The organism is Olivibacter sp. CPCC 100613 (assembly GCF_036959255.1).
GTDB lineage: Bacteria > Bacteroidota > Bacteroidia > Sphingobacteriales > Sphingobacteriaceae > Olivibacter.
The window spans coordinates 502,091-526,801 of the sequence record NZ_JAWMTI010000003.1 but is presented as its reverse complement, the minus strand read 5'-3'; the positions used below and the strand labels follow the sequence as shown (position 1 = coordinate 526,801).

18 protein-coding genes and 1 tRNA gene are annotated in these 24,711 nt (G+C 40.4%); 16 read left to right on the top strand and 3 right to left on the bottom strand.

Annotated elements, in window-relative coordinates:
- Nucleotides 1-2: 2 nt before the first annotated feature.
- The 3 genes from murA to RYH73_RS13190 all read right to left on the bottom strand — a co-directional run bounded on the left by murA (nucleotide 3) and on the right by RYH73_RS13190 (nucleotide 4,419).
- Nucleotides 3-1,325, bottom strand: a complete 1,323-nt coding sequence (gene murA / locus RYH73_RS13200) for a UDP-N-acetylglucosamine 1-carboxyvinyltransferase (RefSeq protein ID WP_335313905.1) — start codon at nucleotides 1,323-1,325, stop codon at nucleotides 3-5.
- Nucleotides 1,326-1,414: 89 nt separating this feature from the next.
- On the bottom strand, nucleotides 1,415-2,098 hold the full coding sequence (locus tag RYH73_RS13195; RefSeq protein ID WP_335313904.1) for a DUF4290 domain-containing protein: 684 nt from the start codon (nucleotides 2,096-2,098) through the stop codon (nucleotides 1,415-1,417).
- Between the two features lie 35 nt (nucleotides 2,099-2,133).
- Entirely contained in the window at nucleotides 2,134-4,419 is a 2,286-nt protein-coding gene (locus RYH73_RS13190; RefSeq protein WP_335313903.1) for an ATP-dependent helicase, read from the bottom strand.
- 378 nt (nucleotides 4,420-4,797) lie between these two features.
- Here RYH73_RS13190 and RYH73_RS13185 point away from each other — a divergent pair, with 378 nt between their 5' ends.
- From RYH73_RS13185 to RYH73_RS26685, 16 genes are all read left to right on the top strand, one after another.
- On the top strand, nucleotides 4,798-5,628 hold the full coding sequence (locus RYH73_RS13185) for a 3-keto-disaccharide hydrolase (protein WP_335313902.1): 831 nt from the start codon (nucleotides 4,798-4,800) through the stop codon (nucleotides 5,626-5,628).
- Between the two features lie 3 nt (nucleotides 5,629-5,631).
- Complete coding sequence (locus RYH73_RS13180; protein ID WP_335313901.1) at nucleotides 5,632-6,099, top strand: NUDIX domain-containing protein; 468 nt, start codon at nucleotides 5,632-5,634, stop codon at nucleotides 6,097-6,099.
- A 68-nt stretch (nucleotides 6,100-6,167) separates the two neighbouring features.
- Nucleotides 6,168-6,974: a hypothetical protein gene (locus tag RYH73_RS13175; protein WP_335313900.1), complete on the top strand. Its 807-nt coding sequence runs from the start codon at nucleotides 6,168-6,170 to the stop codon at nucleotides 6,972-6,974.
- Nucleotides 6,964-9,003: a ComEA family DNA-binding protein gene (locus RYH73_RS13170; protein ID WP_335313899.1), complete on the top strand. Its 2,040-nt coding sequence runs from the start codon at nucleotides 6,964-6,966 to the stop codon at nucleotides 9,001-9,003. Before RYH73_RS13175 ends, RYH73_RS13170 begins: the two co-directional genes overlap by 11 nt.
- Before the next feature lie 5 nt (nucleotides 9,004-9,008).
- Nucleotides 9,009-11,117: a ComEC/Rec2 family competence protein gene (locus RYH73_RS13165; protein ID WP_335313898.1), complete on the top strand. Its 2,109-nt coding sequence runs from the start codon at nucleotides 9,009-9,011 to the stop codon at nucleotides 11,115-11,117.
- An 11-nt stretch (nucleotides 11,118-11,128) separates the two neighbouring features.
- The gene (locus RYH73_RS13160; RefSeq protein ID WP_335313897.1) at nucleotides 11,129-13,033 is read left to right on the top strand and encodes a RecQ family ATP-dependent DNA helicase; all 1,905 of its coding nucleotides are present in this window, start codon (nucleotides 11,129-11,131) and stop codon (nucleotides 13,031-13,033) included.
- A 113-nt stretch (nucleotides 13,034-13,146) separates the two neighbouring features.
- Nucleotides 13,147-13,728, top strand: a complete 582-nt coding sequence (locus tag RYH73_RS13155) for an RNA polymerase sigma factor (protein WP_335313896.1) — start codon at nucleotides 13,147-13,149, stop codon at nucleotides 13,726-13,728.
- Nucleotides 13,729-13,877: 149 nt separating this feature from the next.
- Entirely contained in the window at nucleotides 13,878-14,900 is a 1,023-nt protein-coding gene (locus RYH73_RS13150; protein ID WP_335313895.1) for a FecR family protein, read from the top strand.
- A 163-nt stretch (nucleotides 14,901-15,063) separates the two neighbouring features.
- Nucleotides 15,064-18,579 (top strand): SusC/RagA family TonB-linked outer membrane protein, encoded by a 3,516-nt coding sequence (locus RYH73_RS13145; RefSeq protein WP_335313894.1) that lies wholly within the window; start codon nucleotides 15,064-15,066, stop codon nucleotides 18,577-18,579.
- A gap of 10 nt (nucleotides 18,580-18,589) precedes the next feature.
- The gene (locus RYH73_RS13140; RefSeq protein ID WP_335313893.1) at nucleotides 18,590-20,308 is read left to right on the top strand and encodes a RagB/SusD family nutrient uptake outer membrane protein; all 1,719 of its coding nucleotides are present in this window, start codon (nucleotides 18,590-18,592) and stop codon (nucleotides 20,306-20,308) included.
- A 123-nt stretch (nucleotides 20,309-20,431) separates the two neighbouring features.
- Nucleotides 20,432-21,736 (top strand): MFS transporter, encoded by a 1,305-nt coding sequence (locus RYH73_RS13135; RefSeq protein ID WP_335313892.1) that lies wholly within the window; start codon nucleotides 20,432-20,434, stop codon nucleotides 21,734-21,736.
- Between the two features lie 153 nt (nucleotides 21,737-21,889).
- Nucleotides 21,890-22,618, top strand: coding sequence for a (Fe-S)-binding protein (locus tag RYH73_RS13130; RefSeq protein ID WP_335313891.1), 729 nt, complete (start codon nucleotides 21,890-21,892; stop codon nucleotides 22,616-22,618).
- A 92-nt stretch (nucleotides 22,619-22,710) separates the two neighbouring features.
- Nucleotides 22,711-22,783: transfer RNA gene (locus RYH73_RS13125), tRNA-Thr, on the top strand.
- Nucleotides 22,784-22,908: 125 nt separating this feature from the next.
- Nucleotides 22,909-23,811: a sugar phosphate isomerase/epimerase family protein gene (locus tag RYH73_RS13120; RefSeq protein WP_335313890.1), complete on the top strand. Its 903-nt coding sequence runs from the start codon at nucleotides 22,909-22,911 to the stop codon at nucleotides 23,809-23,811.
- A 229-nt stretch (nucleotides 23,812-24,040) separates the two neighbouring features.
- Entirely contained in the window at nucleotides 24,041-24,469 is a 429-nt protein-coding gene (locus tag RYH73_RS13115) for an RNA polymerase sigma factor (RefSeq protein ID WP_335313889.1), read from the top strand.
- On the top strand, nucleotides 24,457-24,636 hold the full coding sequence (locus tag RYH73_RS26685; RefSeq protein ID WP_442946086.1) for an RNA polymerase sigma factor: 180 nt from the start codon (nucleotides 24,457-24,459) through the stop codon (nucleotides 24,634-24,636). Before RYH73_RS13115 ends, RYH73_RS26685 begins: the two co-directional genes overlap by 13 nt.
- Nucleotides 24,637-24,711: the final 75 nt, after the last annotated feature.

The window sequence follows — 24,711 nt, the reverse complement described above, 5'->3', positions numbered from 1 at the left end:
TTTTAATGCAATGGCTTTCCTTCGATTCGTTTTATCTGCGCACCCAGTGCCAGGAGTCGTTTATCAATGTGCTGGTAACCACGCTCTATCTGTTCGATGTTATAAATAACGGATCTTCCCTGAGCCGATAGGGCGGCGATAAGCAAAGAAACACCCGCGCGGATATCAGGTGAAGTCATTTCGATTCCCTTCAGTTTAAAGGCTTTATTTAAACCGATAACCGTTGCTCTATGTGGATCACATAAAATAATCTGAGCACCCATATCGATCAATTTATCGACGAAGAATAATCGACTTTCAAACATTTTCTGGTGGATTAATACATTTCCTTTTGCCTGTGTGGCCACAACGAGCACAATGCTGAGTAAATCAGGTGTAAAACCTGGCCAAGGTGCATCCGCAATGGTGAGAATGGAGCCATCAATAAAGGTTTCGATTTCGTAAGAATCTTGTGCCGGAATGTAGATATCATCTCCGCGCCTTTCCAGTTTTATTCCTAAGCGACCAAAAACGGTGGGGATGATCCCTAACTCATCAAAACAAACATTTTTTATGGTAATTTCAGAGCCGGTCATAGCCGCTAAACCGATAAAAGAACCAATTTCAATCATATCGGGGAGCATGCGATGTTCCGTGCCTATTAAAGATTCTACGCCCTCAATGCGCAATAAATTGGAACCTATGCCGGAGATTTTAGCTCCCATGCGGTTTAACATCTTACAGAGTTGTTGCAAATATGGTTCGCAGGCTGCATTATAAACGGTTGTTGTTCCTTTTGCAAGCACAGCGGCCATGACAATGTTGGCTGTTCCTGTAACGGATGCCTCATCTAACAATATATAAGTCCCCCGTAAATTAGTCGCATCGATATTGAAGAAATGTTGATCCTGATCGTATTGAAAACGCGCACCTAATTTTTCAAAACCGAGGAAATGTGTATCTAACCGTCTTCTTCCGATTTTATCTCCACCGGGTTTCGGAATAGCGGCCTTTCCAAAACGAGCAAGCAAGGGACCGACAATCATAATAGAGCCCCGCAGACTACCGCCCTTGGTCTTAAATTCTTCTGATTGGAAGTAGTCGATATTGATATTCTTTGCTTCAAATGTATAGGTGTCCTCATTGATACGCTCAACTTCAACGCCGAGATCGCCAAGAAGCTCAATGAGTTTGTTCACATCCTTAATGTCAGGTATATTGCTGATTGTCATTTTCTGAGGTGTGAGCAATACGGCTGACAGTATTTGGAGCGCTTCATTTTTTGCTCCTTGCGGGGTGATTTCTCCCTTCAGTGGTTTTCCACCGTAAATTTCAAATGCATTCATTCAACTATCCTAAAATCGGTAAAAATAAACCGGCCTTCATCTTTATAGTAGATAATAGGCCGGTTGTGAAAATAAGTAACAAGGAGGTCTTAGAAACGCTTACGTTTCTTATTACCGCCATTGTTTTGATTTTTATGCTGCTGCTGACGCCCTTTTTGGCCACCACCATTTTGTTGGTTACTGCCTGTACTGCTTTTTGTACGGTTGCCCGGAGGCGGGGTCTTGAATTCCAGCTTCGTCAGGTTCACATCTTCATCAAGCTCTAGATGACCATTGGACATTTCTTTCAAATCATCCAGAATATGGTCGTCGCTTACCGAATCTTTATTCCAAGTCACGTAAGCCATTTTCATGAAATTGGCCATTGCCTGCACCATGGTTTTCTTGCGATCTGAATCCTCTATTTTTTTGGCTTTTTCTATCATTAACTCAATAATGTAGCCATAATGCTTATATTTTATACGATGCTGCGGATAATTCAAGGTTTCAGGTTTTGCATGTATTGCACCGGGTGTAGGCTTTGGATAGGGCGAATCTACATCTATCTGGAAATCAGAAATGATGTGTAAATGATCCCAAAGCTTGTGTTTAAAATCCGATACATCCCTTAAATGTGGGTTTAAAAAACCCATCAGGTCGATGACAACCTGTGCATGCCGATTGCGTTCTTCCTTTGTAGGAAGGGTGCAGATATAAGCCACCATGTTTTGAACATTGCGACCATATTCTGCCAATATTAGTCTTTTTCGTGTGCTATTATAGTCAAATTCCATATTTCAATTAGCTAATGAGCTAATTAGCCAATTGGCTAATTAACAATTCTAAGTTTTGCAAATTTAAGCAACAATTGCTTTTGTCCTAATTCTTTAAAAAAAATAGTTGCTTTTATGTCTGGTTTATTGCCTTCTAAATTAATCACTTTCCCAAATCCAAAGCGTTCATGTTCTACTTCCATGCCTACTTGCAAATTGCTGGTATCGGATGGAGCGAAACCAGGGCTTGGTTGATGGGCCTTCGGTAGAATGGAAGTGGTTTTAGGTGCTACTTTTGGTTTTGGTTTGGTGAAAATGTCTTGCGATTGCGTCTGAGACCAAGCACTTCTTGCTTTCCCAAAGCTATCGTCACTGTTCGATTTGGCCATTGTAGCCGCATTAAAATCAAGCGCTAAATACCGCGGATCTATTTCATCTATAAATCGACTGGGCTCGCAGTTATTGAGTGTTCCCCAGCGGTAACGAGAAGTAGCGTAGGATAAGGTCAGCTTTTTTTCAGCACGGGTGATCGCCACGTAAAATAACCTCCGCTCTTCTTCCAATTCTGTGCGCGAATTCAACGCCAGCTGTGAAGGGAAAAGATTCTCTTCGAGCCCCACAATAAATACCTGCGGGAACTCTAAACCCTTGGAGGAGTGAATGGTCATCAATGATACCGTATCGGCGTTTGGATTTTTATCATTATCGTCATTTGTCAATAGCGCGATATCTTGCATGAAAACGTCCAAGCCTTTTGCTTCAATGTCTTCTCTTTCACTGAATTCTTTGATACCATTCAATAGTTCCTGAATGTTTTCATAGCGGTTCAGTCCTTCAACCGATTTGTCTTCATATAAATCTTTCAAGATACCGGAATGCTGAGCGATATGCAGTGCGGTATCATAAGCATTATTGTTTTTGGACAATACCTGAAAACTTTGAATAAGGGAGCCAAAAGGATATACAACAGCGGCAGTGCGCCCGTCTAAATATTGTTGCGGTGCTGTAATAATTTCCCAAATACTCTTCTGCTGCTGATCGGCAGCGATGAAAATTCGTTCTACCGAGGTATCCCCAATACCACGCCTGGGATAATTGATAACACGTTTAAGTGCTTCTTCATCATTAGGATTAAAGGTAAGTCGAAAATAGGCAATTAAATCCTTGATCTCTTTCCGTTGGTAGAAGGAGGTACCTCCGTATATTTTGTAGGGTATATTGAGCTTTCGTAAGGCTTCTTCCATCGCACGTGATTGCGCGTTGGTACGGTAGAGAATAGCGAAATCCTTGAAACGGAGTGATTGTAAAGAGCGGTCCTGCAAAATGTTTTCGGCAACCATTTTGCCCTCTTCATTATCGCTAAAGGCACGTACAACTTTTATCTTATCACCTGTTTCATTTTCCGAAAAGACATTTTTCTTTAGCTGGTTTTTATTATTGGAGATGATGCTATTTGCCGCATTTACAATATTCTGAGTGGAACGATAGTTCTGTTCCAATTTGAAAACATTTAAATCCGGATAGTCCTTTTCAAAGTTTAAAATATTCTGAATATTTGCACCCCGGAAGGCATAAATACTCTGCGCATCATCACCTACAACACAGATGTTCTCGTTGATTGCTGCGAGTCTTTTGACAATTAAATATTGCGAAAAATTGGTATCCTGATACTCATCTACCATCAGATACTTAAACTTGGTTTGGTACTTATAAAGTACTTCCGGGTGCTGATTCAGCAAAACATTGGTTTTAAAAAGCAGATCATCGAAATCCATCGCACCTGCTTTATAACAACGCTGACTGTATGTTTGATAAATCTGACCCAAATTTCCCCTGCCGCCGGATTGATCTTCTGCTTGTATCTGTGCATTTTTTTGGTATTCTGCAGCGGATATGAGGTTGTTTTTCGCTGCAGAGATACGGTTATATACGAAATTCGCGTTGTAAAGTTTATCGTCGAGCTGCATTTCCTTAAGAATGGAACGGATTAAGCTCTTGCTATCATCGGTATCGTAAATGGTGAAATTGGCGGGATAGCCTATGTGATGTGCTTCTACACGAAGAATTTTTGCAAAAACAGAGTGGAATGTACCCATCCAAATGTTCTTCGCTTCACTTCCCACCACTTTCATGATCCGCTCGCGCATTTCTTTAGCGGCTTTATTCGTAAAAGTTAATACTAAAATATTAAATGGATCAACGCCCCTTTGTATTAAATGCGCGACACGATAGGTTATGACTCTCGTTTTGCCCGATCCAGCTCCTGCTACGATCATTACAGGGCCTTCTGTTTGTTCTACTGCTGCCCGTTGTGAAGGGTTTAATCCTTGTAAATAATCCAAAATTTTCTCGCTATTTTTTTGGTAATATGCCGTTTAAATAAGTGTTTACCAGATAACAAAGTTGTTCATCGATTCTTTAAAAAAAATGAGGTCGAACCCATGAAATATAAGGGCATAAAGATACGAAATAGATATGAGCTTCATAAGCTGATGGATGATTTTTTTAATCTCAACCGGCAACTCACAACTAATAAGCATCCCTTTTTTAAAGCGATTTTCCAGAATGAACCTGATTTTTCGGTTTCCAAATATTTTAAATTTCGTATTTTCAGCCCATCAAATTTAGATTATGAAACCATCATGATCTTCAAAAATCACACAATGGGATGATTGGATCAGGAGAACAGAGCTTCATCGCCAATGAAAAAAATTAAAAAGATGAAAAAAATAATAGTTTCGCTATTTTTTTTGGGGATTTTGGTGGCAGCAGGTTGTAAATTGAATTCGGCTGCCGAAAGTGAAGATAAACAGAGAGAAGGAGAGTGGGTCTCCCTTTTCAACGGAAAGGATATCAATGACTGGATGGTGAAAATTCACCATCATGCGTTCGGCGAAAACTATGGGAATACTTTTCGGGTTAAGGACAGCATTATACAGGTGCGATATGACCAATATGGCGATTTCAACGATCAATTTGGACATCTGTACTACAAAACACCTTATACCTATTATCACCTCAAATTGGAATATCGTTTTGTTGGTGAGTTGCAAAAAGGGGCTCCATCCTACACCTTACGAAACAGCGGAGTCATGTTTCATTCACAAGACCCTCGTACCATGCCAAAGGAACAAGATTGGCCTATTTCAGTAGAAATGCAATTTTTGGGTGGTTTGGGCGATGGAAAACCAAGGCCTACGGGTAATATGTGTTCCCCGGGAACGGAAGTCGTATTTAAAGGGAAGATCGCTGATTCACATTGTCTTAATTCCACCTCAAAAACGTATGATGGCGATCAATGGGTTCATGCTGAATTGATTGTTTTGGGGGACTCATTAATAACCCATATCATTGAAGGAGATACCGTTCTTCAATACGCTAAACCACAGATAGGTGGCGATGTAGCAAACGGTTATGACCCAAAGATTAAAGTTGACGGTACGTTATTGAAAAGCGGTTATATTGCCTTGCAAAGCGAGGGACAACCCGTCGATTTCCGTCATATTGAAATTAAAGATCTTTCGTCGATTTACAAGAAACACGAACAATAGAACATGCAGGCATTGTACCCATTTAATGTGAGAGTGTATGGACTCCTTATAACGGATCAAAATGAAATCTTAATCAGCGATGAACAGGAATATGGCAAACGCTTTAGTAAATTTCCCGGTGGTGGATTGGAATACGGAGAGGGATTGCGCGATGCGTTACGAAGAGAGTATATGGAGGAATGTTTGGCAGAGGTGGAGGTATTAGAACATATCTATACCACCGATTTTTATGAACATTCTTATTTTAATGATAGCCAGATTATTTCTGTTTACTATCGCGTGCGGAATAAAGAACCTCTTGACCTGTCTTTTAAAACGATTGCTTTTGATTTTGATGCGATTGAAGGAGATGTTTTTCAGTCCTTTCGACTGGTTAAATTGGAAGACCTAAAGAAAGAAGAGCTGACTTTTAAAACAGATCGTATTGCCTTGGAGGAATTCTTTAAACTGGAGAACCTACCTCGTAAATAATTTGTTCAGTTTGTTCATTATCAGGCTTTAACTTCGCTAACGTATAGGATTTACTATCTTTAGGTGAAATGTTTATTGCCTTCTTAAACCTATTTTTACTACTAACCGCCCTTAATCTTTCTGCTCAGGTTTATCCTGCCGCGAGGTACTGTGCCATGGGCAATACAGGAAATGCATTACAAGGAGTGGAGGGGCTTACCTCCAATGTAGCGGGTATTAGTTCCTTAACCGAAGTTCGTGCCGGCATTTATCATCAAGCTCATTTTTTTAACGCGGATATTCGTACGCAGGGTTTGCTTTTAGCGATTCCGACAGGTTTGGGTGTGTTTGGCTCGCAAATCACGAACTATGGGATCAAGGATGCTTACGGTGAGTTCAAGGCGAACTTCAGTTATGCTAAACGATTCGGCCCGCAGTTATCTATCGGCCTTGCCATGAATTACCATCAATTACAGTTGAGTGCATATGGGAAAAGCCAAAGCTTTTCTGTTGATGTTGGCCTACAGCTTCAGGTGAAACCTACTTGGACCATTGGAGCTCGTTTTGCAAATCCGGGATATGCTTCGTACGACTATGATACTTATGCCGTTATCCCCGTTATCATCGGATTGGGTACCAGTTACCAAGTTCATACTAATCTACTCGTCACCGCGGATACGGAGAAGATTCTCTATCGTGATAAGATCGATTTCCGAACGGGACTTGAATATAAACCCATTTCCTGGATGAGCTTTCGGGGGGGGATTGGACTGAATGAGTTCAGTCAATTTTGTGGCTTTGGTTTGGTGTACAACAAAATGAATTTGGACTTAGCGACCGTGATTCATCATCGACTCGGCTTATCGCCTCAATTATTGCTTGCCTATGCTTTCTAAATCGAATTTTTTTGTCCTACTATACCTGTTGCCCCATCTGGTCGCATTGGCCCAAACAGAAAATACAGATCTTATCGAACAATTAGTGGAGTCGATGGCTGATGACCTTACGGAAGATTATGATTATATGGAACTGACCGAGAAATGGAACTATTATTTAAAGCATCCGATCGACCTCAATAAAACGAATGGAGAAACATTAAGTGAGCTTCGTTTTCTGTCGCCTTTGCAAGTCGCTGCTATTATAGCGCATCGTAAAGCGGCTGGACCTTATTTGACGGTCTATGAGTTGCAAGCTGTTGAGGGCTTGAATGTTGAGATTGTGGGCCTGTTATTACCCTTTGTTCAGGTTGAACAAGGATCCGGCTTTGATAGATCAGCAAACGAGTATTTAAGTAGCGGAAGACATGATTTGATGTTTCGGTATGGTAGGATCCTGGAAAAGCAACAGGGATATCTGATCACGGATCCAACGAGATCGAGCTATCTTGGCAATGCAGATCGCTTATTCGGTCGTTATCGTTATACGATCCCCCAAAAGCTTCAATTATCCTTGAATATGAAAAAAGATGCGGGCGAACAGTTTTTTAAGGGGGCGCAGCGTCTGGGCTTCGATTTTTATTCCGGGAGCCTTTCCTTGCAAAAAATAAAGCGATGGCAACAAGTAGTCATCGGTGACTATTCTCTGCAATTTGGACAAGGACTTGCACTATGGACAGGGCTCAGCTTCGGAAAAGGGGCGCTTGTTCAGCATGTGGCTCGACAGGGGATAGGACTAAGGCCCTATACATCGTCCAACGAATTTGCGTTCTTTCGGGGAATGGCAGCAAGCTATGCTGTAAGAAATTGGACCGTGACCCCTTTTATATCCTATAAAAAGCTGAGCGCTACTTTTGTAGATAGCACTTCGGGCAGATCCTACTACAGTGCGATCATTGAAAATGGTTTGCATAGAACACCAAATGAGGTGTCGAATAGGCATAACTTAACCCAGTTGCTGTTGGGAACCAATATTCAGTACCAAAAGAATGCATTCACATTAGGTGTCAATGTGCTTCATACAGAACTGTCGGGAAATATCATGCCCCGTGCTCTCCCATATAACCGCTATGCATTTGTAGGCAGTGATTTATCGAATGCGAGTATTTATTATCATACGTATATTCACAATATGTATCTCTTTGGAGAACTCGCTCATAGTTTTGGTAGCGGTTTAGCTTATACAAATGGCCTCATAGCCTCCTTATCACACAAACTATCCTTGGTTTTACAACAACGGGATTACCAAAAAAATTATCATGCATTTTATAATCAAGCACTTGCTGAAGGAAGTCATGCGGTGAACGAAAAGGGTTTCTATACCGGGCTTATTTTTCAACCCAGTAAAAAAGTGCTTTGGGTGGCTTATGCCGATTCTTTTCGATTTCCATGGTTAAGATATCGTGTGGACGCGCCATCGAGCGGCCAAGATCTGTTCAGCCAACTCAACATAACACCCAATAAAAAAGTAAGATACCTGCTTCGTTATCGCTTCCGAAACAAAGCCGAAAATGGGGATTCCATCCATCCGACAGCGATACTCGAACGGGTAAAGAGGCAACAGGTCAGGGCCGAAAGTCAATTTCAGCTCAGTTCAACACTTACCCTCCGGAATCGAATTGAGTTTGGACATTATAAAAAAGCGACAGAAGTAGAGAAAGCGTATCTGTTCTATCAAGATGTAATTTATAAATCCCGTGGTATGGTTTCAGGGAATATACGAGTCGCTTTATTTAAAACCGATGGCTACAATTCACGTATATATGCTTTTGAAAACGATGTATTGTATGCATCGTCTTTTCCTTTTTATAGCAACAAAGGAATACGATATTATCTCAATTTACGCTGTCGAATAAAAATAGGCGTGGATTTTTGGTGCCGTTATGCTGTAAGTCGCTACCCTGCACTCCATGAACTGGGGTCGGCTTTAGATAAAATTGAAGGTAACCGCAAATCGGAACTCAAATTGCAAATGCGGTTTCAATTTTAATAGCTATGTCGATACGTACCGGTTATCATACGCGAGCCCCCTTCGTTTCCTTTTTGATTGCGCTAATTACAGGAATTGGGATCGCTTACTTCGTTCCTATTTCTGTCCGTATTTATCATATTACATTGGCTATATGTCTGTTGTTAACGCTCTGTTTTTTTTGTCTCGGCATGATAACAAGGTGGAAAGTTCGACGATTCTATGGACTTGCTTTTGCTATTTTTCTGGCAATTCTTGTTTGTGTTGGGGGATTGTTAACATGGAAAAATCATCCTATCATTGAGCGAAGACATTTTAGCCATATTAAGAGTACGCATTTGCTCGGTTTTGTATCCAGCGAACCCAAATCAAAAGGGAAAGTTGTTAGTGCCGAGATGACAATTACCCATGCAAAGGTGAACGAAATCTACCGACCCGTTAAAGGGAAACTACTGTTAAAAATTAAAACGGATGAGCGTAATTTTTTCTTGAGCTACGGAGATGAACTGGGTATTGTTAGCAAATACCAGCGCATCGCCCCATCCTATAACCCATACGAATTTGACTACGCAGCTTATATGGCTAAACACCAAGTTTGGTATGAATCTTTTCTGTCTTCCCATGCATTCAAAAAAACCAGACGTAACAAGGGAAATCCGTTTATCCGATGTGCTCTTAAAACAAGGAGCAAAATGGCCGACAAATTTGATCGGTACTTTAAAAATAAAGATCCGGCTGCGCTGCTTTCCACGCTTGTTTTAGGATATCGAGCATCTTTAGATAAAGAATTGGTGAAAGCGTTCTCCGCTACGGGTACCGTGCATGTGTTAGCCGTTTCAGGTATGCATGTTGGGATTGTGTTTGCTTTTCTTGCATTCAGTTTACAATGGATGGACAAAAATGGTTGGATAAGGTACATACGTCTTTTTCTATTGTTGTTATTCGTATGGAGCTATGCATTAATTACAGGTTTTGCACCTTCGATTCTCCGAGCGGCTTTCATGATTAGCATTTTTATTGTTGGCAACACACTTCGACGCACCAACAATAGCTATAACAGCCTTGCTGTTTCGGCGTTTTTCTTATTATTATACAACCCTGGATTTCTTACAGACGTTGGTTTCCAATTATCTTATTTGGCGGTGATTGGCATCATCTGGTTGACGCCCCTTTTGTCGAAATTATTTGTATTTAAATATAAAATACTGAACAAAACCTGGTCTTTTATATCGATGTGCTGCGCCGCACAGTTGGCCAACTTTCCTCTAGTGCTCTATTATTTCCATCTTTTTCCTGTTTACTTTCTACCCGCCAACTTATTCATCACCTTTCCGGTTAGCCTCATTATTTATGCGGGTTTCTTGCTTTTGGCCTTGCCGATCAATGAATGGACATTGGGTATCGCTGCCATCCTCGAACAGTTTATTCTTTTTGTCAATAAGGTATTGATTCAAATAGAACAATGGCCTTTTGCTACGGTGCAATCGGTTTGGCTGACAAGCTATGATTACCTGATGCTGTACCTAATCATAATCAGTATGGTATTGGCTTTTCAATTTTCCCAACGATATCTGCTCTACACATCCATTTTTGGTATTCTCATTTTAGGACTCATGACCAATCAACAGGTTTGGGCTAAGTATAACGGTCGTCGACTCATTATTTTTAATGTGAGAAATCAGCTAGCTATCGGAATGATGAATCGAGCAAAACCGATTATATATAGCAGTGCTGATTCGGAACGAGAACCTTTCATTCGATATGCTGTAATTCCGGCGCTTGAGGCATATTCATCGATTCAATATTTATCTTTTATCAAAGAACCGGTGAAATTTAGCGTTCCTGAGACATACATTTCCAATCAATATATTCAATTTATGGGGAAGCATTTGCTAATTTTAGACGGTCGAAAAAAGTATTCATTTCCTGCCGTTCCCGATTGGTTACTAGTACGGAACAATCCGGAAAAATCCTTGGATCACCTGATAAGTAAGTTAAAGAAAAGTACGCTTCTCATAGTAGATGGGTCTAATAGCCAGGCTACAATTGACAAATGGCAGACGGATGCGAAACGCTTGGGGCTTGCGTTCTACTGTCTAAAGGATAATTTTGCTTATGTTTGGACCGCAAAATAGCGGTAAATGCTATGTCTATATACGAAATTTTAGAACGCTATTGGAGTTATCCGCATTTTAGACCTCTTCAAGAGGAGGTTATAAAACATGTTTTGGCGGGGCATGATACCTTAGCGCTCATGCCAACCGGTGGGGGCAAATCACTCTGCTTTCAAGTACCGGCAATGGCGATGGAAGGGATCTGTATTGTAGTAAGTCCTTTAATTGCCTTGATGAAAGATCAGGTAGAAAATTTAAAAGCACGAAATATCAAGGCGGTCGCCATCTTTGCGGGAATGTCTAAGCGCGAGGTGGATATAGCATTGGACAATTGTGTATATGGTGATATTAAATTCTTGTATCTATCACCCGAGCGCTTGATGAACGATCTTGTGAAAGAACGGATTCGTTATATGCAGGTTAATTTGTTTGCCATTGATGAAGCGCATTGTATTTCACAATGGGGTTATGATTTTAGGCCACCTTATTTACATTTGTCAGAACTACGTGATCTGCATCCGCAGGTACCATTTTTAGCGTTGACTGCTACGGCGACATCTAAAGTAGTGGATGATATTCAAGAAAAGCTTAAGTTTCGAAGAACAGCTGATCAAACGGTATTTGTTAAAAGTTTTTCACGCGAAAATCTGGCCTATATAGTGATTGAGGAGACCAATAAGACAGGACGTCTCATTAAAATCATAAAAAAAATAAAGGGAAGTGGTATTGTTTATGTTCGGAATAGAAGAGAAACACAGGAAATTGCCCGTTTCCTACTTATGCAGGGTATAAAAGCAGATTTTTACCATGCTGGTTTGTCTACACCGGAACGATCAAAAAAACAAGAGGCGTGGAAGGTTGATCAGACGCAGGTCATTGTAGCTACAAATGCCTTCGGTATGGGTATTGATAAACCGGATGTTCGCTTTGTAATTCACATGGATATTCCGGATACTTTAGAGGCTTATTATCAGGAGGCTGGTCGTGCGGGACGGGATGGAAAAAAAGCCTATGCCGTACTATTGTATCACGACGAAGATAAGGCGCGACTAAAAAGAAACTTTGAGCTAAGTTTTCCGACGATCAAGGAGATTACACAAATATACTATTACCTAGGGAACTATTTTCAGCTGGCTTATGGTGCAGGACAGTACGTCTGTTTTGATTTTGATATCGGCGCTTTTAGCAAAAGATATCAACTGGAACCTTTAAAAGTAATAAGTGCCTTGAAATTTTTGGAACGCGATGAATGGTTGTCGGTTACAGAGAATGTGTACATCCCTTCGAGATTCCGTTTCGAAATCGGCTCCCAGGATTTATACAGTTTTCAAGTAGCCCATGCTAATTTGGATGGATTCATTAAAGCAATCCTTCGGGCTTATGGGGGCGCTTTTGACTATTATGTTCCCTTTCGTGAAGCAGATTTAGCGCGCAAGGCGGGTCTCTCAACCCCGGAAACTCTTAACCATTTAAAGCAGCTCGAACAATATCAGATAATCAGTTATTTATCGCAAACCGATAAACCGCAAATACAATTCCTACGGCCACGAAGTGATTCACAGCACTTGCATATCGATAAAAAACATATCGATGAGCGAAAGGAAATAGGCGCGGAACAACTGCAGGCTGTACTTAATTTCTTACAGCTTGATTCTTGCCGCGCACAACAACTTTTAGCCTATTTCGGTGAAAAAAGCGAGAAACTTTGTACGCTATGTGATTATTGTTTAAAAAGACAAAAAAAATCAAAAGAAGAAGAACTGGAAGACCGGATCATAACGGAAATTACCGATTTATTGGCAAATAGCCATTTAACCCTGGACGCCCTGGTTGACGGCTTGAAAACGGGTGATGAAGGTGATCGGATTGCCTGTATCCGTAATTTGGTGGACAGTGGGCAGGTAAAATTTAATAACGGTAAGTACTACCTTTCTTGATATGTTTTTGTTACAAAAAAATGTGAAATAACCATATTGGAATACAATTAACGAAGTTTGTTTGCTTAATTAAATGTTGTTTATATATTTGTGTTAACCACCTTATAAACGATATGGAATACTGCTACTCTACGGATGCTGAATTACTAACGAGAATAAAGGAAAATGACCACCAAGCGTTCAAAGAGATTTACAAGAGATATTGGAAAGTGTGTTTTTTACAATTATTCAAAAAATCGAGCAGCAAAGAATTAGCAGAGGAATTAACCCAGAATATTTTCATATCCCTGTGGGAGCGCAGGCAAGTAGTTGAGATAAGCAATTTATCAGCTTATCTAATGTCGGCGGTCCGATTCAGTTTCATCAATTACTTAAAAAACGTTTTGCAATTTGATCAATACTCGGCGTATAAAAAAACGCAGGGCGAAATTGGTACAAACAGTTTAGAGGAACAATTAGCCGTTCGTGAGCTTTCTGTGTCTATCGAAAAGGGGATTAATCTGTTACCACGCAAAACGCGGGAAGTGTTTGTATTAAGTCGCCTCGAATATAATTCGGTAAAGGAAATAGCTGAAAAACTAAAAATTTCAGAAAAGGCCGTAGAATACCACATTACCCAATCATTAAAAACCATGCGATTGGCCTTGAAGGATTATATGCTTATTATAACTCTTGTTTTATTACTAGTTGAGTAGGGAAATAGTTACTCAACCACTTAACTAGTCAACGTCTCAACTAGTCCACGTCTCAATCAAAAAAAATAAAAAAAAATTAGGGATCAGGCTTTCTTGTTTTACTATAGTTATGTAAGGCCTTCATGAGGCTTATACTAACCAGTATCATTATGAGCCGTAAAGCTTTTCAAAGTTTATTAGAACGCTATTTAAAGGGTAACTGCACACAAGAGGAGCAGGAAACCGTTTGCCGTTGGTATGATTTATTAGATAGCGATGTCGATTTAAATTTAAGCGAATTGGAGTTCACCGAATTGGAAGATCGGTTATGGGATAAAATTAATCAGGAAACACAGTCGAATGACGACAAAAAAAAAGGTCGTTCGACGGTGATTAAACCGTCCGGTAAATTTTATCTCTCGGCAGCCGCAGCAGTTGCATTGTTCATTGTCGGTTCTATTTGGATTTATACGCGACTAAAATGCAATCCCGTTGAACCTACTTTTATAAGTAAAAAAGAGCATCTAGTTACCAGGATCGACAATCCGAACGATGAACCATTGGAAATTTCTTTGCCGGATTCATCGCACGTCAAACTATTTAAAGGAGCTGAGTTAAGCTATGCGACCCGTTTTGACAAAAGGGAAGTGTCTTTAACCGGTAATGCCTTATTTAATGTACAAGCAAATTCTTCTAATCCTTTTGAGGTGTTTCATCAGGGGATGATTACCCGTGTGTTGGGAACTTGTTTTAAAATCCAATCAGATAAAGATTCAGGTAAAGACGAAGTCATTGTATATACCGGTAAAGTACAAGTCATACGGAGTGCCAAAAATAACCTGGTGCGCCGAATTATCGAAACTCCGAAGACCTTGAATCTAACGATGAATCAGCGTGCTGTATTGGAAGAGCAAAAGGATAGTTTTAGTGAAACCTTGGTAGAAAAACCCATTCCGGTTGAAACAAAAAGAACACTATTGGAAGAGGTCGTATTCAAAGAAATCCGTTTAGCGGACTTAGCTAATAAATTGGCCGATGTTTATCATATTGACATCAAAGTAGCCCCAGAAGCGAGCAAAATTACCTTTCGGGGAGATTTGAGTAATATGGAATTATTTGATCAACTCGATCTCGTTTGCAATGTGACAGAAACGAATTATCATATACTCGGTAAGACAATTGAAATCCAATGAACCCAATCAACAAATAAAAACCAAACATGAATTGCTTATGAACATAACGTAGACCAAACCAAACAAAGACCGGCAATATGGGGGTATTGCCGGTCGGAGATTAAATCATGATTCAGGGTCGGCGCTTAAACCGACCCTTCACAAACCAAAATTTTTCGAATTTATGAAAAAAGAACGAATTATTGCTTTAACAAAAACAGCGATGAGAATATCCTTTATTCATGCTCTTCTTATCTCCGTAGGGACTTTTAGTACTTATGCCCATACGGCCGATGCACAGGGAGCATTGAACAAAACGATTAGTATAACGAAAAAGCGGATGACTTTAAAGAACTTTTTAGAGAATTTGGAAACTCAATCTCAAGTAAAGTTCGTTTACAGTCCCTCGATCTTAAAAAGCCATCGAATAGTAGAAGTAGGTACTTTGCAGAGCAATTTAGCGGATGTGCTGGAGGAAGTATTAGCGCCGATGGATATCAATTTTAAGGTGGAAAATGAGAAGATACTACTTGTTCATAATCGACAAGAATTAAAGATTGTCGGCAGAATAACCGATGCGGCAGATAATGCACCTTTACCCGGTGTAAGTGTATTGGTAAAAGGCTCTTCAAACGGTATTTTAACAGATGCCCAGGGGCAATATAGCTTAACCGTAAAAGCGAATGATATATTGGTTATTTCCTATGTAGGTTATACAAGTCAGGAAGTGCGTGTTAGCAGTGGAAAAACAACTTATAACATCAGTTTGCAATCAACAACAAGCGATTTGGATGAGGTGGTTGTTACAGGTTACTCCTCGCAACGTAAAAAAGATTTGACGGGTGCCGTAGCGGTGGTTGACGTAGGACAATTAAAGAGCCAGCCAGCAGCAAGTGCTGTTGAAGCTTTACAGGGTAAGGCTCCAGGGGTGCAAATTATCAATGACGGTGCGCCAGCTTCAACACCTCAGATACGGATTCGTGGTTACAGTACGATTAACAATAACGATCCGCTTTATGTCATTGATGGGGTACCTTACGAGGGAAAATTAAGCTGGTTGAATCAAGCCGACATCGAAAGTATGCAAGTGCTGAAAGATGCTTCTGCGGCGTCAATTTATGGTTCCAGGGCAAATAATGGCGTTGTCATTGTAACCACAAAAAAAGGAACCACCGGAAAACCCAATATTACCTTGGATGCCTATTATGGATCGCAACGCCCCAGAAATGGTTCGTTCCCAGAAATGATGAATCCAAGTCAGTATGCAGAAAATTTGTTGCTTTCTTTCCAGAACGCCGGTGCAGATCCGGGATCTTCATTTACCAAATTATACGGAAATGGCGCAACACCTGTTTTACCGGAATATCTGTTAGCCGGTTCCAAAGTGGGGCTTGAGGTAACACCTGCTGATGCCGATCCTAGTTTGTATAATTATACACGCGATAATAGTACCTTTTATCAAATTACACGCGCCAACCAGGCAGGGACAAATTGGTTTGATGAAATAACCGAAAATGCGCCATTGCAATCCTATCAACTGGCTGCAAATGGTGGAAGTGAAAATGCTACTTATGCTGTTTCAGCGGGTTATTTTGGACAAAATGGTACCATTAAACACACGGGTTTTGATCGCTTTAATTTCAGATCAAATACGCAAATTTCAGCTTTTAATAACCGCTTCCGTTTTGGTGAAAATGCACAATACAGCTATTCGGAAAATTACGGATTTGGAAGTAATGTAAACACACCCGGAACTTATCAGGATGAGGGCAGTGCTTTGGGTTTCGCTTATCGGATTCCTACCATTATTCCCGTTTATGATGTTATGGGTAATTTCGCCGGTTCAAAGGGTGGGGCTTTAGGAAATGCCCAGAATCCATTGGCGATGCTTTATCGTGCTAAAGATAACAAGAACAAAAGCAACTTCTTCTTTGGAAATATATTTGGCGAAGCAGATATCATTGAAGGGTTAACCGCACGTACAAGCTTCGGTATACGGTATGAAAATTATAATGGTATCGAAATTATCTATCCGAACTTAGAATTCTCAGAAGGAAGTAATGCGAATGGAATAAGAGAAAATCAAGGTTACAGAACGGAGTGGACATGGACTAATACCTTGAATTATAAGAAAAACTTTAATGACGAGCACAACTTAAATGTATTAGTGGGTACGGAAGCAATACGTAGTAGGGAGAGACAGTTAGATGGCGGGAGAAATGGTTATTTTATCCTCGGTAATCTTGATTATTATTATTTGAATCCCGGAACCAGCAATATTACAAATGCAAGCACTGGTGTCGTAGGGTCCTTATTTTCCATTTTTGGAAAAGCAGATTATTCCTTTAAGGACCGTTACTTATTAAGCGCTACCGTAAGAAGAGACGGTTCTTCAAACTTCGGTTCTGAAAATCAGTATGGGGTATTCCCGGCGGGAAGCGTAGCCTGGCGTATATCACAGGAAGACTTTATGAAAAGTGCCTCTTGGCTAACCGATTTAAAGATACGTGCAGGTTATGGTATTACAGGTAATCAACGGATTCCAGCTTTCCAATACCTAGATCGGCTTCAATCATCGATCGCCTCTTCTTCCTATCCCATTGTTGATGGGAGCGGCTTAGTGACCGGGGTAAGACAGAACGCTTTTAAAAATGAAGCGGTTAAATGGGAAGAGGTGAAATCGTTAAATATCGGTCTCGACTTTACCTTATTGAATGGCAAGTTTGACGGTACCTTTGATTGGTATAATAAGAAAACAAGCGATATGCTTTACCCTGTTCCTTTGCCGTCTGTTTCAGTGGGCGGTGGTGCGTCACCTTTTGTGAATATTGGCGATATGCAGAATAAGGGTATTGAATTGACGCTGGGTTATCACTATGGAAGAGAAGATGACCGTCCTTTTAAATTCGATGTGGTTGCGAATATCTCGCGAAATGTCAATGAGGTTGTACGTTTAGCTCCTGGCGTATCACAACAAATCTATGGTAATTTTAGGAGTATAAGTACCACGGTATTAAAACCAGGAGAACCCTTTGGATCGTTCTTTGGCTACCAAGTAGCGGGTATCTATCAAAGCGAAGAAGATTTAGCTAATTCACCGACTTATACAGGTGCGCGGGTAGGGGGATTAAAATACGCAGATATTGATGGGAATGGCTCCATTGGACCGGAAGATCGGACTGTTATCGGGAATCCACATCCTGACTTTATTTATTCACTTGGTTTGAATGCTTCTTATAAAAATTTTGATATTGCCTTGTTCTTCAATGGTTCGCAAGGAAATGATCTGTATGAGGCCACTCGCTATTTCACCGACTTTACCACCTTTGACGGGGCTTTAAGTACGAGGTTATTAGACGCATGGAGCCCAAGCAATACGTCAAGCAATATTCCGTCTCTTTATCGTGGAGCATCTGATTTTGAATATGCTTCTTCGAGCTATTATGTGCAGAATGGTAGTTTTTTCCGATTAAAGAATTTCCAAATCGGATATAATCTGCCTACAGAGCGCTTGTTCGGTAAAGCAATTTCTAAAATGCGGGTGTATCTCGGGGCAACCAATTTGTTCACGATAACGGACTACACGGGATTAGACCCCGAAGTAAGTCAAGAGGATAGTACCTTCCCCGTTCTTGGTGTAGACAGAGGAATTTATCCAGTGTCAAGACAATTTATAATTGGTTTAAATGTTGGCTTTTAATGTTACGATCATGAAAATAAGAAGAATAAAATATTTTGTATACGCGACGCTGGTTTTTTCTACGTTTTCTTGTAGTAAAAGCTTTTTAGAGCGTAATCCACAGGCTGAATTGACTTATCCGCAAATAGAAAGTAAGGATGGGGTGGAAGGTTTGTTAATAGGTGCTTACGGTCTTTTAAACGGGAATATAGATGGTACTTGGGGAAATTATGCCTCAGCCCCCAGTCAGTGGTTACTGGGTGAGGTAGCAGCGGATAATGCGCATAAAGGAAGTAATAATGGCGACCAACCTAATATGAACCTCATTGAGCAGCATAAACCGACCAGTACAAACGATAATTTACAAGTGCTGTGGAATCGCTCTTATGAAGGAATCGTAAGATGTAATAACACCTTGCGTATGCTTGCGCAGTTGCAAGCGGGAAGTGGAGATAAGTTTGATGAAACACGTGCTGTGCAGGTTCAAGGTGAAGCGCGGTTTCTACGTGCCCATTTTTATTTTCTTTTGAAACGCGCCTTCGTCAACGTTCCATATGTGGACGAATCTATTTCTGCCGCGGACGCGACATCGCTTCCAAATGATACCGACGTTAATCCAAAAATTGAAGAGGATTTAAAATTTGCTGTAGAGAATCTGGGTGACAAATATAATGGAGAAGAGGGGCGGATCGATAAAGCAGCTGCGCAAGCGTATTTGGGAAAATTTCTACTTTATCAAGATCGATATGCGGAAGCACTTCCCTTATTGCAGGCAGTAATTGACGCGAAACCGGGCCTTCAGTCTTTAGCCTTTACGGACAATTTCGATATAGCCAAAGAAAACGGACCTGAAAGCATTTTTGCTGTTCAACATGCCATCAGCCCAGATGGAACAGGTGATAATGGAAATGTCGGCGATATGCTTAATTTCTTTTACGGTACCGCTCCGATCTCATGCTGTGGATTTTTCCAACCTTCTTTTGATTTAGTTAATTCGTTCCGAGTAACAGCAGACGGTTTGCCAATGTTAGATGGTACATATCGAGATAATCCTTACTTGTCAGACTTTGGCCTAAGTGGAACGGACAAAACGAATTATACCGTCAACAAGAATTTAGCGGTAGACCCACGTTTAGATTATACCGTTGGAAGAAGAGGTGTCCCTTTCCGTGACTGGGGGATTATGCCGGGCGACGGTTGGATTCGTGATCCGGGTTTTGCGGGGCCTTTTGTGGCGATGAAACATACGATTGAACGTTCTCAATTTGCTTCCAATACGGTGGCAGGTACCCAGCAGATTACGGGTTTGAATGTCAATGTGATCCGTTTGGCTGATGTTTATCTTATGGCAGCAGAATGTCAAGTGGAATTAGGTAACTTGGGTGGGGCGCTCACTTTAGTCAATGCCGTTCGAGAACGCGCTGCGCTATTGGAACCGAAACAAGTAAGTGGGCAAGATGTTGCGACCTATAATGTCAAGCCTTATCCTTCCTTTCCAAATGCGGAATATGCACGAAATGCAGTTCGATTTGAAAGACGACTGGAATTAGCATTGGAAGGGCATCGTTTTTATGACTTGGTTCGATGGGGTGTTGCCAAGGATGTGCTGGAAAGCTATTCGGGATTTGAAGGTAAGTACTTAAGCATATCACGAAATATAACCTTTCAACCACAAAATGAATATTATCCCATACCGCAAGATGAAATTGATAGAAGTGGTGGTGTGTTAAAGCAAAATACCGGTTATTAATTTTTACATGATTTCTAATGAAAGGGCTGTTTCTGTCAAGGAAACAGCCCTTTTTGTTTAAAATTTGACACTGTCTTTAATTTGAAAAAGAAATATTAGGTTTGTGGTGAAGCAAAAAATTGCATGAAACAAAACGATAAATCTATTATTAGGGCCTGGGCCATGTTCGATTGGTCGAACTCCGCTTATAATTTGGTAATAACCTCCACTATTTTTCCAGCCTATTATACCGCCATTACCACCACGCAGGATAAAGGTGATCAGGTTTATTTTTTCGGCTTTCAATTTATCAATACTGCCTTAGCGAATTACTCGCTTGCTTTCGCTTATTTGGTAATGGCTATGATCCTTCCCGTTCTCTCGGCGATTGCTGATAATAGAGGAAATAAGAAGTCGTTTATGAAAGCGTTTACCTACTTAGGGAGTTTGGCGTGCATCGGATTGTTTTTCTTCAAGTTGGACACCTTGGAATGGGGGATTATCTGTAGTACATTCGCTGCCATGGGGTATATCGGGGGGGTGCTTTTCAATAATTCCTACCTTCCTGAAATAGCAAGTATTGACGAGCAAGATCGTGTGAGTGCACAAGGCTTTGCTTACGGCTATATTGGAAGTGTGTTACTGCAAATCATTTGTTTCGTATTTGTTCTTAAACCGGAGTGGTTCGGTATTCAGGATGCTACCTTTGCGCCCCGTCTTTCCTTTTTGTTGGTAGGGCTTTGGTGGATGGGGTTTGCCCAAATACCTTTTAATAAACTTCCATCCGGGAAAGCAAAGCCTAAAAAAATAACCACACATGTTCTTCAAAATGGTTTTAGGGAATTGAAGTCTGTTTGGACAAAAATCAAGGGATTGCAGGACCTAAAGAAATTTTTGGGAGCCTTCTTTTTCTACGCAATGGGTGTGCAAACTACCATGCTGGTGGCAGCGGCCTTTGGCGAGAAAATATTGCAGTTGGGCGCTTCCAAATTAATTAGTACCATTCTGATTATACAACTCGTAGCCATTATCGGAGCCTACTTAATGTCAACTTTGGCGAAACGCTTGGGCAATGTTCAAGTGTTGATTATCGTTGTGCTGCTCTGGATAAGCGTATGCATCTGTGCTTTTTTCATACAAACAGAGGTACAATTTTACTTCTTAGCTGCACTGGTAGGATTGATCATGGGAGGGATTCAATCCTTATCTAGATCCACTTACTCGAAGTTAATACCTACCGAAGAAGAAGATACGACCGCCTTTTTTAGTTTTTACGATGTAACGGAGAAACTCGCCATTGTCATTGGGCTTTTCTTCTTTGCTTTTATTGAAGAACAGACAAAGAATATTCGGTATTCTGCTTTATCATTGGCTTTGTTTTTTGCGATCGGATTGGTCTTTTTGATTCGTTTACTTCAGTATCATAAAGGGAAAGGTCCTTTAAATTAATGAGGTAGGATCAAAGGAGAGTTTATTTTAGTTAATTTTTCATTTAATATATGTTCTTTTCCTTGGATGAGAACCACAAATTCAATTCTCGCTTTGATAACCAGAATAGAACCTATCAAAAACAATTGTTACCTTTGAAACAAATAAATACCTATGCAAGTAAGCTTATTTATACCCTGTTTTATTGATCAATTGTATCCTACAACAGCCTTTAATACGGTAAAGGTACTGGAAAAGGCAGGGTGTAAAGTGAACTATAATCCTGAGCAGACCTGTTGTGGACAACCTGCCTACAATGCTGGTTTTTGGGATGAAGCCAAAATTATTGGCAATAAATTTTTAGATGATTTTGCGGAATCGAAGTACATCGTTTCTCCTTCAGCATCTTGTACGGGGATGGTAAAGAATGCGTATAATGATTTGTTTACCAATTCAATGGTGCATAATCAATGCAGAAATATCCAATCGAGTATCCATGAACTTTCCGATTTTTTAGTGAATATCATAAAGAAAGATTACTTTGGAGCAGAAATGGAAGGCAGGGCTGTTTATCACGACTCGTGTTCCGCATTACGGGAGTGCAGAATTAAAGAAGAACCGCGTCAGTTGTTAGGAAATGTGGACGGATTGGAACTCGTTGATATGCGGGATCAAGACACTTGTTGCGGTTTTGGAGGAACCTTCGCGGTTAAGTTTAACGGTATTTCTTCTGCCATGGCGGAACAAAAAGTGAATAATGCATTGGCTATGGATGCCGAATATATTATTTCAACCGATACCTCCTGCCTGATGCATCTTCAAGCTTATATTGATAAACAAAAACTTCCGATAAAAACGATGCATCTGGTTGATGTATTGGCTAACGGGTGGGGAAATGTGTAAGGTAAGCTTATAGCTCTAGGAGAGAAATAAGGGGTAATTGTAAAAATGATTTGGCAATAAGGTTCCAATCCAATTATTTTTGTCTTACAAAAGCCGACGTAGCTCAGCTGGTAGAGCAACGCATTCGTAATGCGTAGGTCGCAGGTTCGAATCCCGTCGTCGGCTCTATTTTTATGAGAAGCCCATTATAATGGCCTTTATACCTTGCCGATTCGCATTAATATTCTGCGCTAACCAAGAATCTTTCCTATTTTTTTTCTAAATTGCCTGCCTATACAAACCAAAAAATCATGAGTAACAGAAGAGAATTCTTAAAGCAAATGGGGGCAGGAGCTTTAGGCCTGACCGCTTTATCTAATTTACCGTTGGACCTTTTCGCATCTTCGAAGGGGAAATACTTTTTTGATATATCATTAGCGCAGTGGTCGCTTCATAAGACCTTGTTCGCTAAGCAATTGGATAATTTAGATTTTGCAGAAACGGCGGCAAAAAAATATGGTATTTACGCAGTAGAGTATGTGAACCAATTTTTCAAAGACAAAGCAAATGATAAGGCTTACCTGAATGAAATGATAAAAAGAGCAAAAGATAATGGGGTGAAAAATGTGTTGATCATGATAGATGGTGAAGGTGATTTAGGTGATTTAGACGATACGGTAAGAAATAAGGCGGTTGAAAATCATTACAAATGGGTAGAGGCTGCAAAATACCTAGGATGTCATGCAATTCGTGTAAACGCAAGGGGAGAGGGCACACCGGAAGAAGTAAAAGATGCGGCGGTACAAGGTCTTGGGAAATTGAGTGATTTTGCTGCTAAATCAAAGATTTCGGTAATTGTTGAAAATCACGGAGGTATTTCTTCCGATGGACAATGGTTGAGTTCCGTTCTAAAGCAAGTAGGTAAGAAAAACTGCGGCAGCCTCCCGGATTTCGGTAACTTTTATGAATACGATCGTTATCAGGGTGTCACGGATTTAATGCCGTTAGCTAAAGGTGTAAGTGCTAAAACGCATGATTTTGATAGCGAAGGCAATGAAACCCAGATTGACTATCTGCGCATGATGAAAATTGTAAAAGACGCTGGATACAAGGGACATGTAGGGATAGAATATGAAGGAAGCAAGTTAAGTGAAGATGAGGGAATAAAGAAAACCAAACTGTTATTAGAGAAAGTGGGCGTTGCTTTAAGCTAGTTCGTTTACACTAGAGGTAATGAAGATACTTTCTGTTGCGAAAGCCGGGAAGTATCTTTACTTTTGAATAAGACTTGATGCCTAAATTAGGGATTATAGGGTATCAAGACTCGAATAACCAATTAATATAAAAATAACCTTCGCATAATATCTGAGGATTTTTTGTTTGCTATTTTGGCAAAATATTTTTTTCAAGCTGTTTGATTGGATAATCAAACTTGATATGGAGATGGATAATCTAAAAGAGCGCACATTTTGGAAAGCATTTATCAATGGCAATGACCAAGCTTTTGAAAATATTTATAAGCTTTACGTAGACCGACTTTTTGCTTTCGGCTTGAAGTACCATTCCGACGGGGATGTGGTCAAAGACTGTTTACATGATCTCTTTGTCAACCTCTTTCATTACCGGAGCAACCTGAATCCAGCGGCTAATCCGCTTTCTTATCTTTTTACTTCTTTACGAAATGGTGTTTTGGCTCGATTAAAAGCAGATTCTAGAAATCAAACGCTCGCAGGGCGATTAGATTATCCCTTTGATCTAGAATGGAGTCCAGAAAGCGTATGGATCAAAAAAGAGGAAGATCGGCAGCTTGTTGTTAAGCTTCAGCAGCTGATCAAACGACTGCCGGCACGTCAAAGGAAATCATCTACCTGAAATTTAATGAAGAGCTGTCATATGAGGAAATAGCAAGTATGCTTGATATTTCTATCGCGAGCTGTCGCACGTTAATATATCGTGCAATCAAGCAATTGCGAGAGCATGTAGAAGACATACCACTAGTGCAGGTATTTTGCCTTCTGTTATCTAATGTTCGTTATTAGCTGCTTCTTGATTTTAGTTATATTGATCCAGCAATAAATTTGTTTAGATTTGTCTTAGTGTTTTTAATCGCTTCT

Excerpts from the sequence above, each read along its gene's own strand:
- RYH73_RS13145 (WP_335313894.1), top strand. The coding sequence starts at position 15,064 with ATGAAAAAAGAACGAATTATTGCTTTAACAAAAACAGCGATGAGAATA.
- RYH73_RS13160 (WP_335313897.1), top strand. The coding sequence starts at position 11,129 with ATGTCTATATACGAAATTTTAGAACGCTATTGGAGTTATCCGCATTTT.
- RYH73_RS13155 (WP_335313896.1), top strand. The coding sequence starts at position 13,147 with ATGGAATACTGCTACTCTACGGATGCTGAATTACTAACGAGAATAAAG.
- RYH73_RS13175 (WP_335313900.1), top strand. The coding sequence starts at position 6,168 with ATGTTTATTGCCTTCTTAAACCTATTTTTACTACTAACCGCCCTTAAT.
- RYH73_RS13185 (WP_335313902.1), top strand. The coding sequence starts at position 4,798 with ATGAAAAAAATAATAGTTTCGCTATTTTTTTTGGGGATTTTGGTGGCA.
- murA (WP_335313905.1), bottom strand. The coding sequence starts at position 1,325 with ATGAATGCATTTGAAATTTACGGTGGAAAACCACTGAAGGGAGAAATC.
- RYH73_RS13135 (WP_335313892.1), top strand. The coding sequence starts at position 20,432 with ATGAAACAAAACGATAAATCTATTATTAGGGCCTGGGCCATGTTCGAT.
- RYH73_RS13195 (WP_335313904.1), bottom strand. The coding sequence starts at position 2,098 with ATGGAATTTGACTATAATAGCACACGAAAAAGACTAATATTGGCAGAA.
- RYH73_RS13150 (WP_335313895.1), top strand. The coding sequence starts at position 13,878 with ATGAGCCGTAAAGCTTTTCAAAGTTTATTAGAACGCTATTTAAAGGGT.
- RYH73_RS13120 (WP_335313890.1), top strand. The coding sequence starts at position 22,909 with ATGAGTAACAGAAGAGAATTCTTAAAGCAAATGGGGGCAGGAGCTTTA.
- RYH73_RS13140 (WP_335313893.1), top strand. The coding sequence starts at position 18,590 with ATGAAAATAAGAAGAATAAAATATTTTGTATACGCGACGCTGGTTTTT.
- RYH73_RS13170 (WP_335313899.1), top strand. The coding sequence starts at position 6,964 with ATGCTTTCTAAATCGAATTTTTTTGTCCTACTATACCTGTTGCCCCAT.
- RYH73_RS13180 (WP_335313901.1), top strand. The coding sequence starts at position 5,632 with ATGCAGGCATTGTACCCATTTAATGTGAGAGTGTATGGACTCCTTATA.
- RYH73_RS13165 (WP_335313898.1), top strand. The coding sequence starts at position 9,009 with ATGTCGATACGTACCGGTTATCATACGCGAGCCCCCTTCGTTTCCTTT.
- RYH73_RS13115 (WP_335313889.1), top strand. The coding sequence starts at position 24,041 with ATGGATAATCTAAAAGAGCGCACATTTTGGAAAGCATTTATCAATGGC.
- RYH73_RS13130 (WP_335313891.1), top strand. The coding sequence starts at position 21,890 with ATGCAAGTAAGCTTATTTATACCCTGTTTTATTGATCAATTGTATCCT.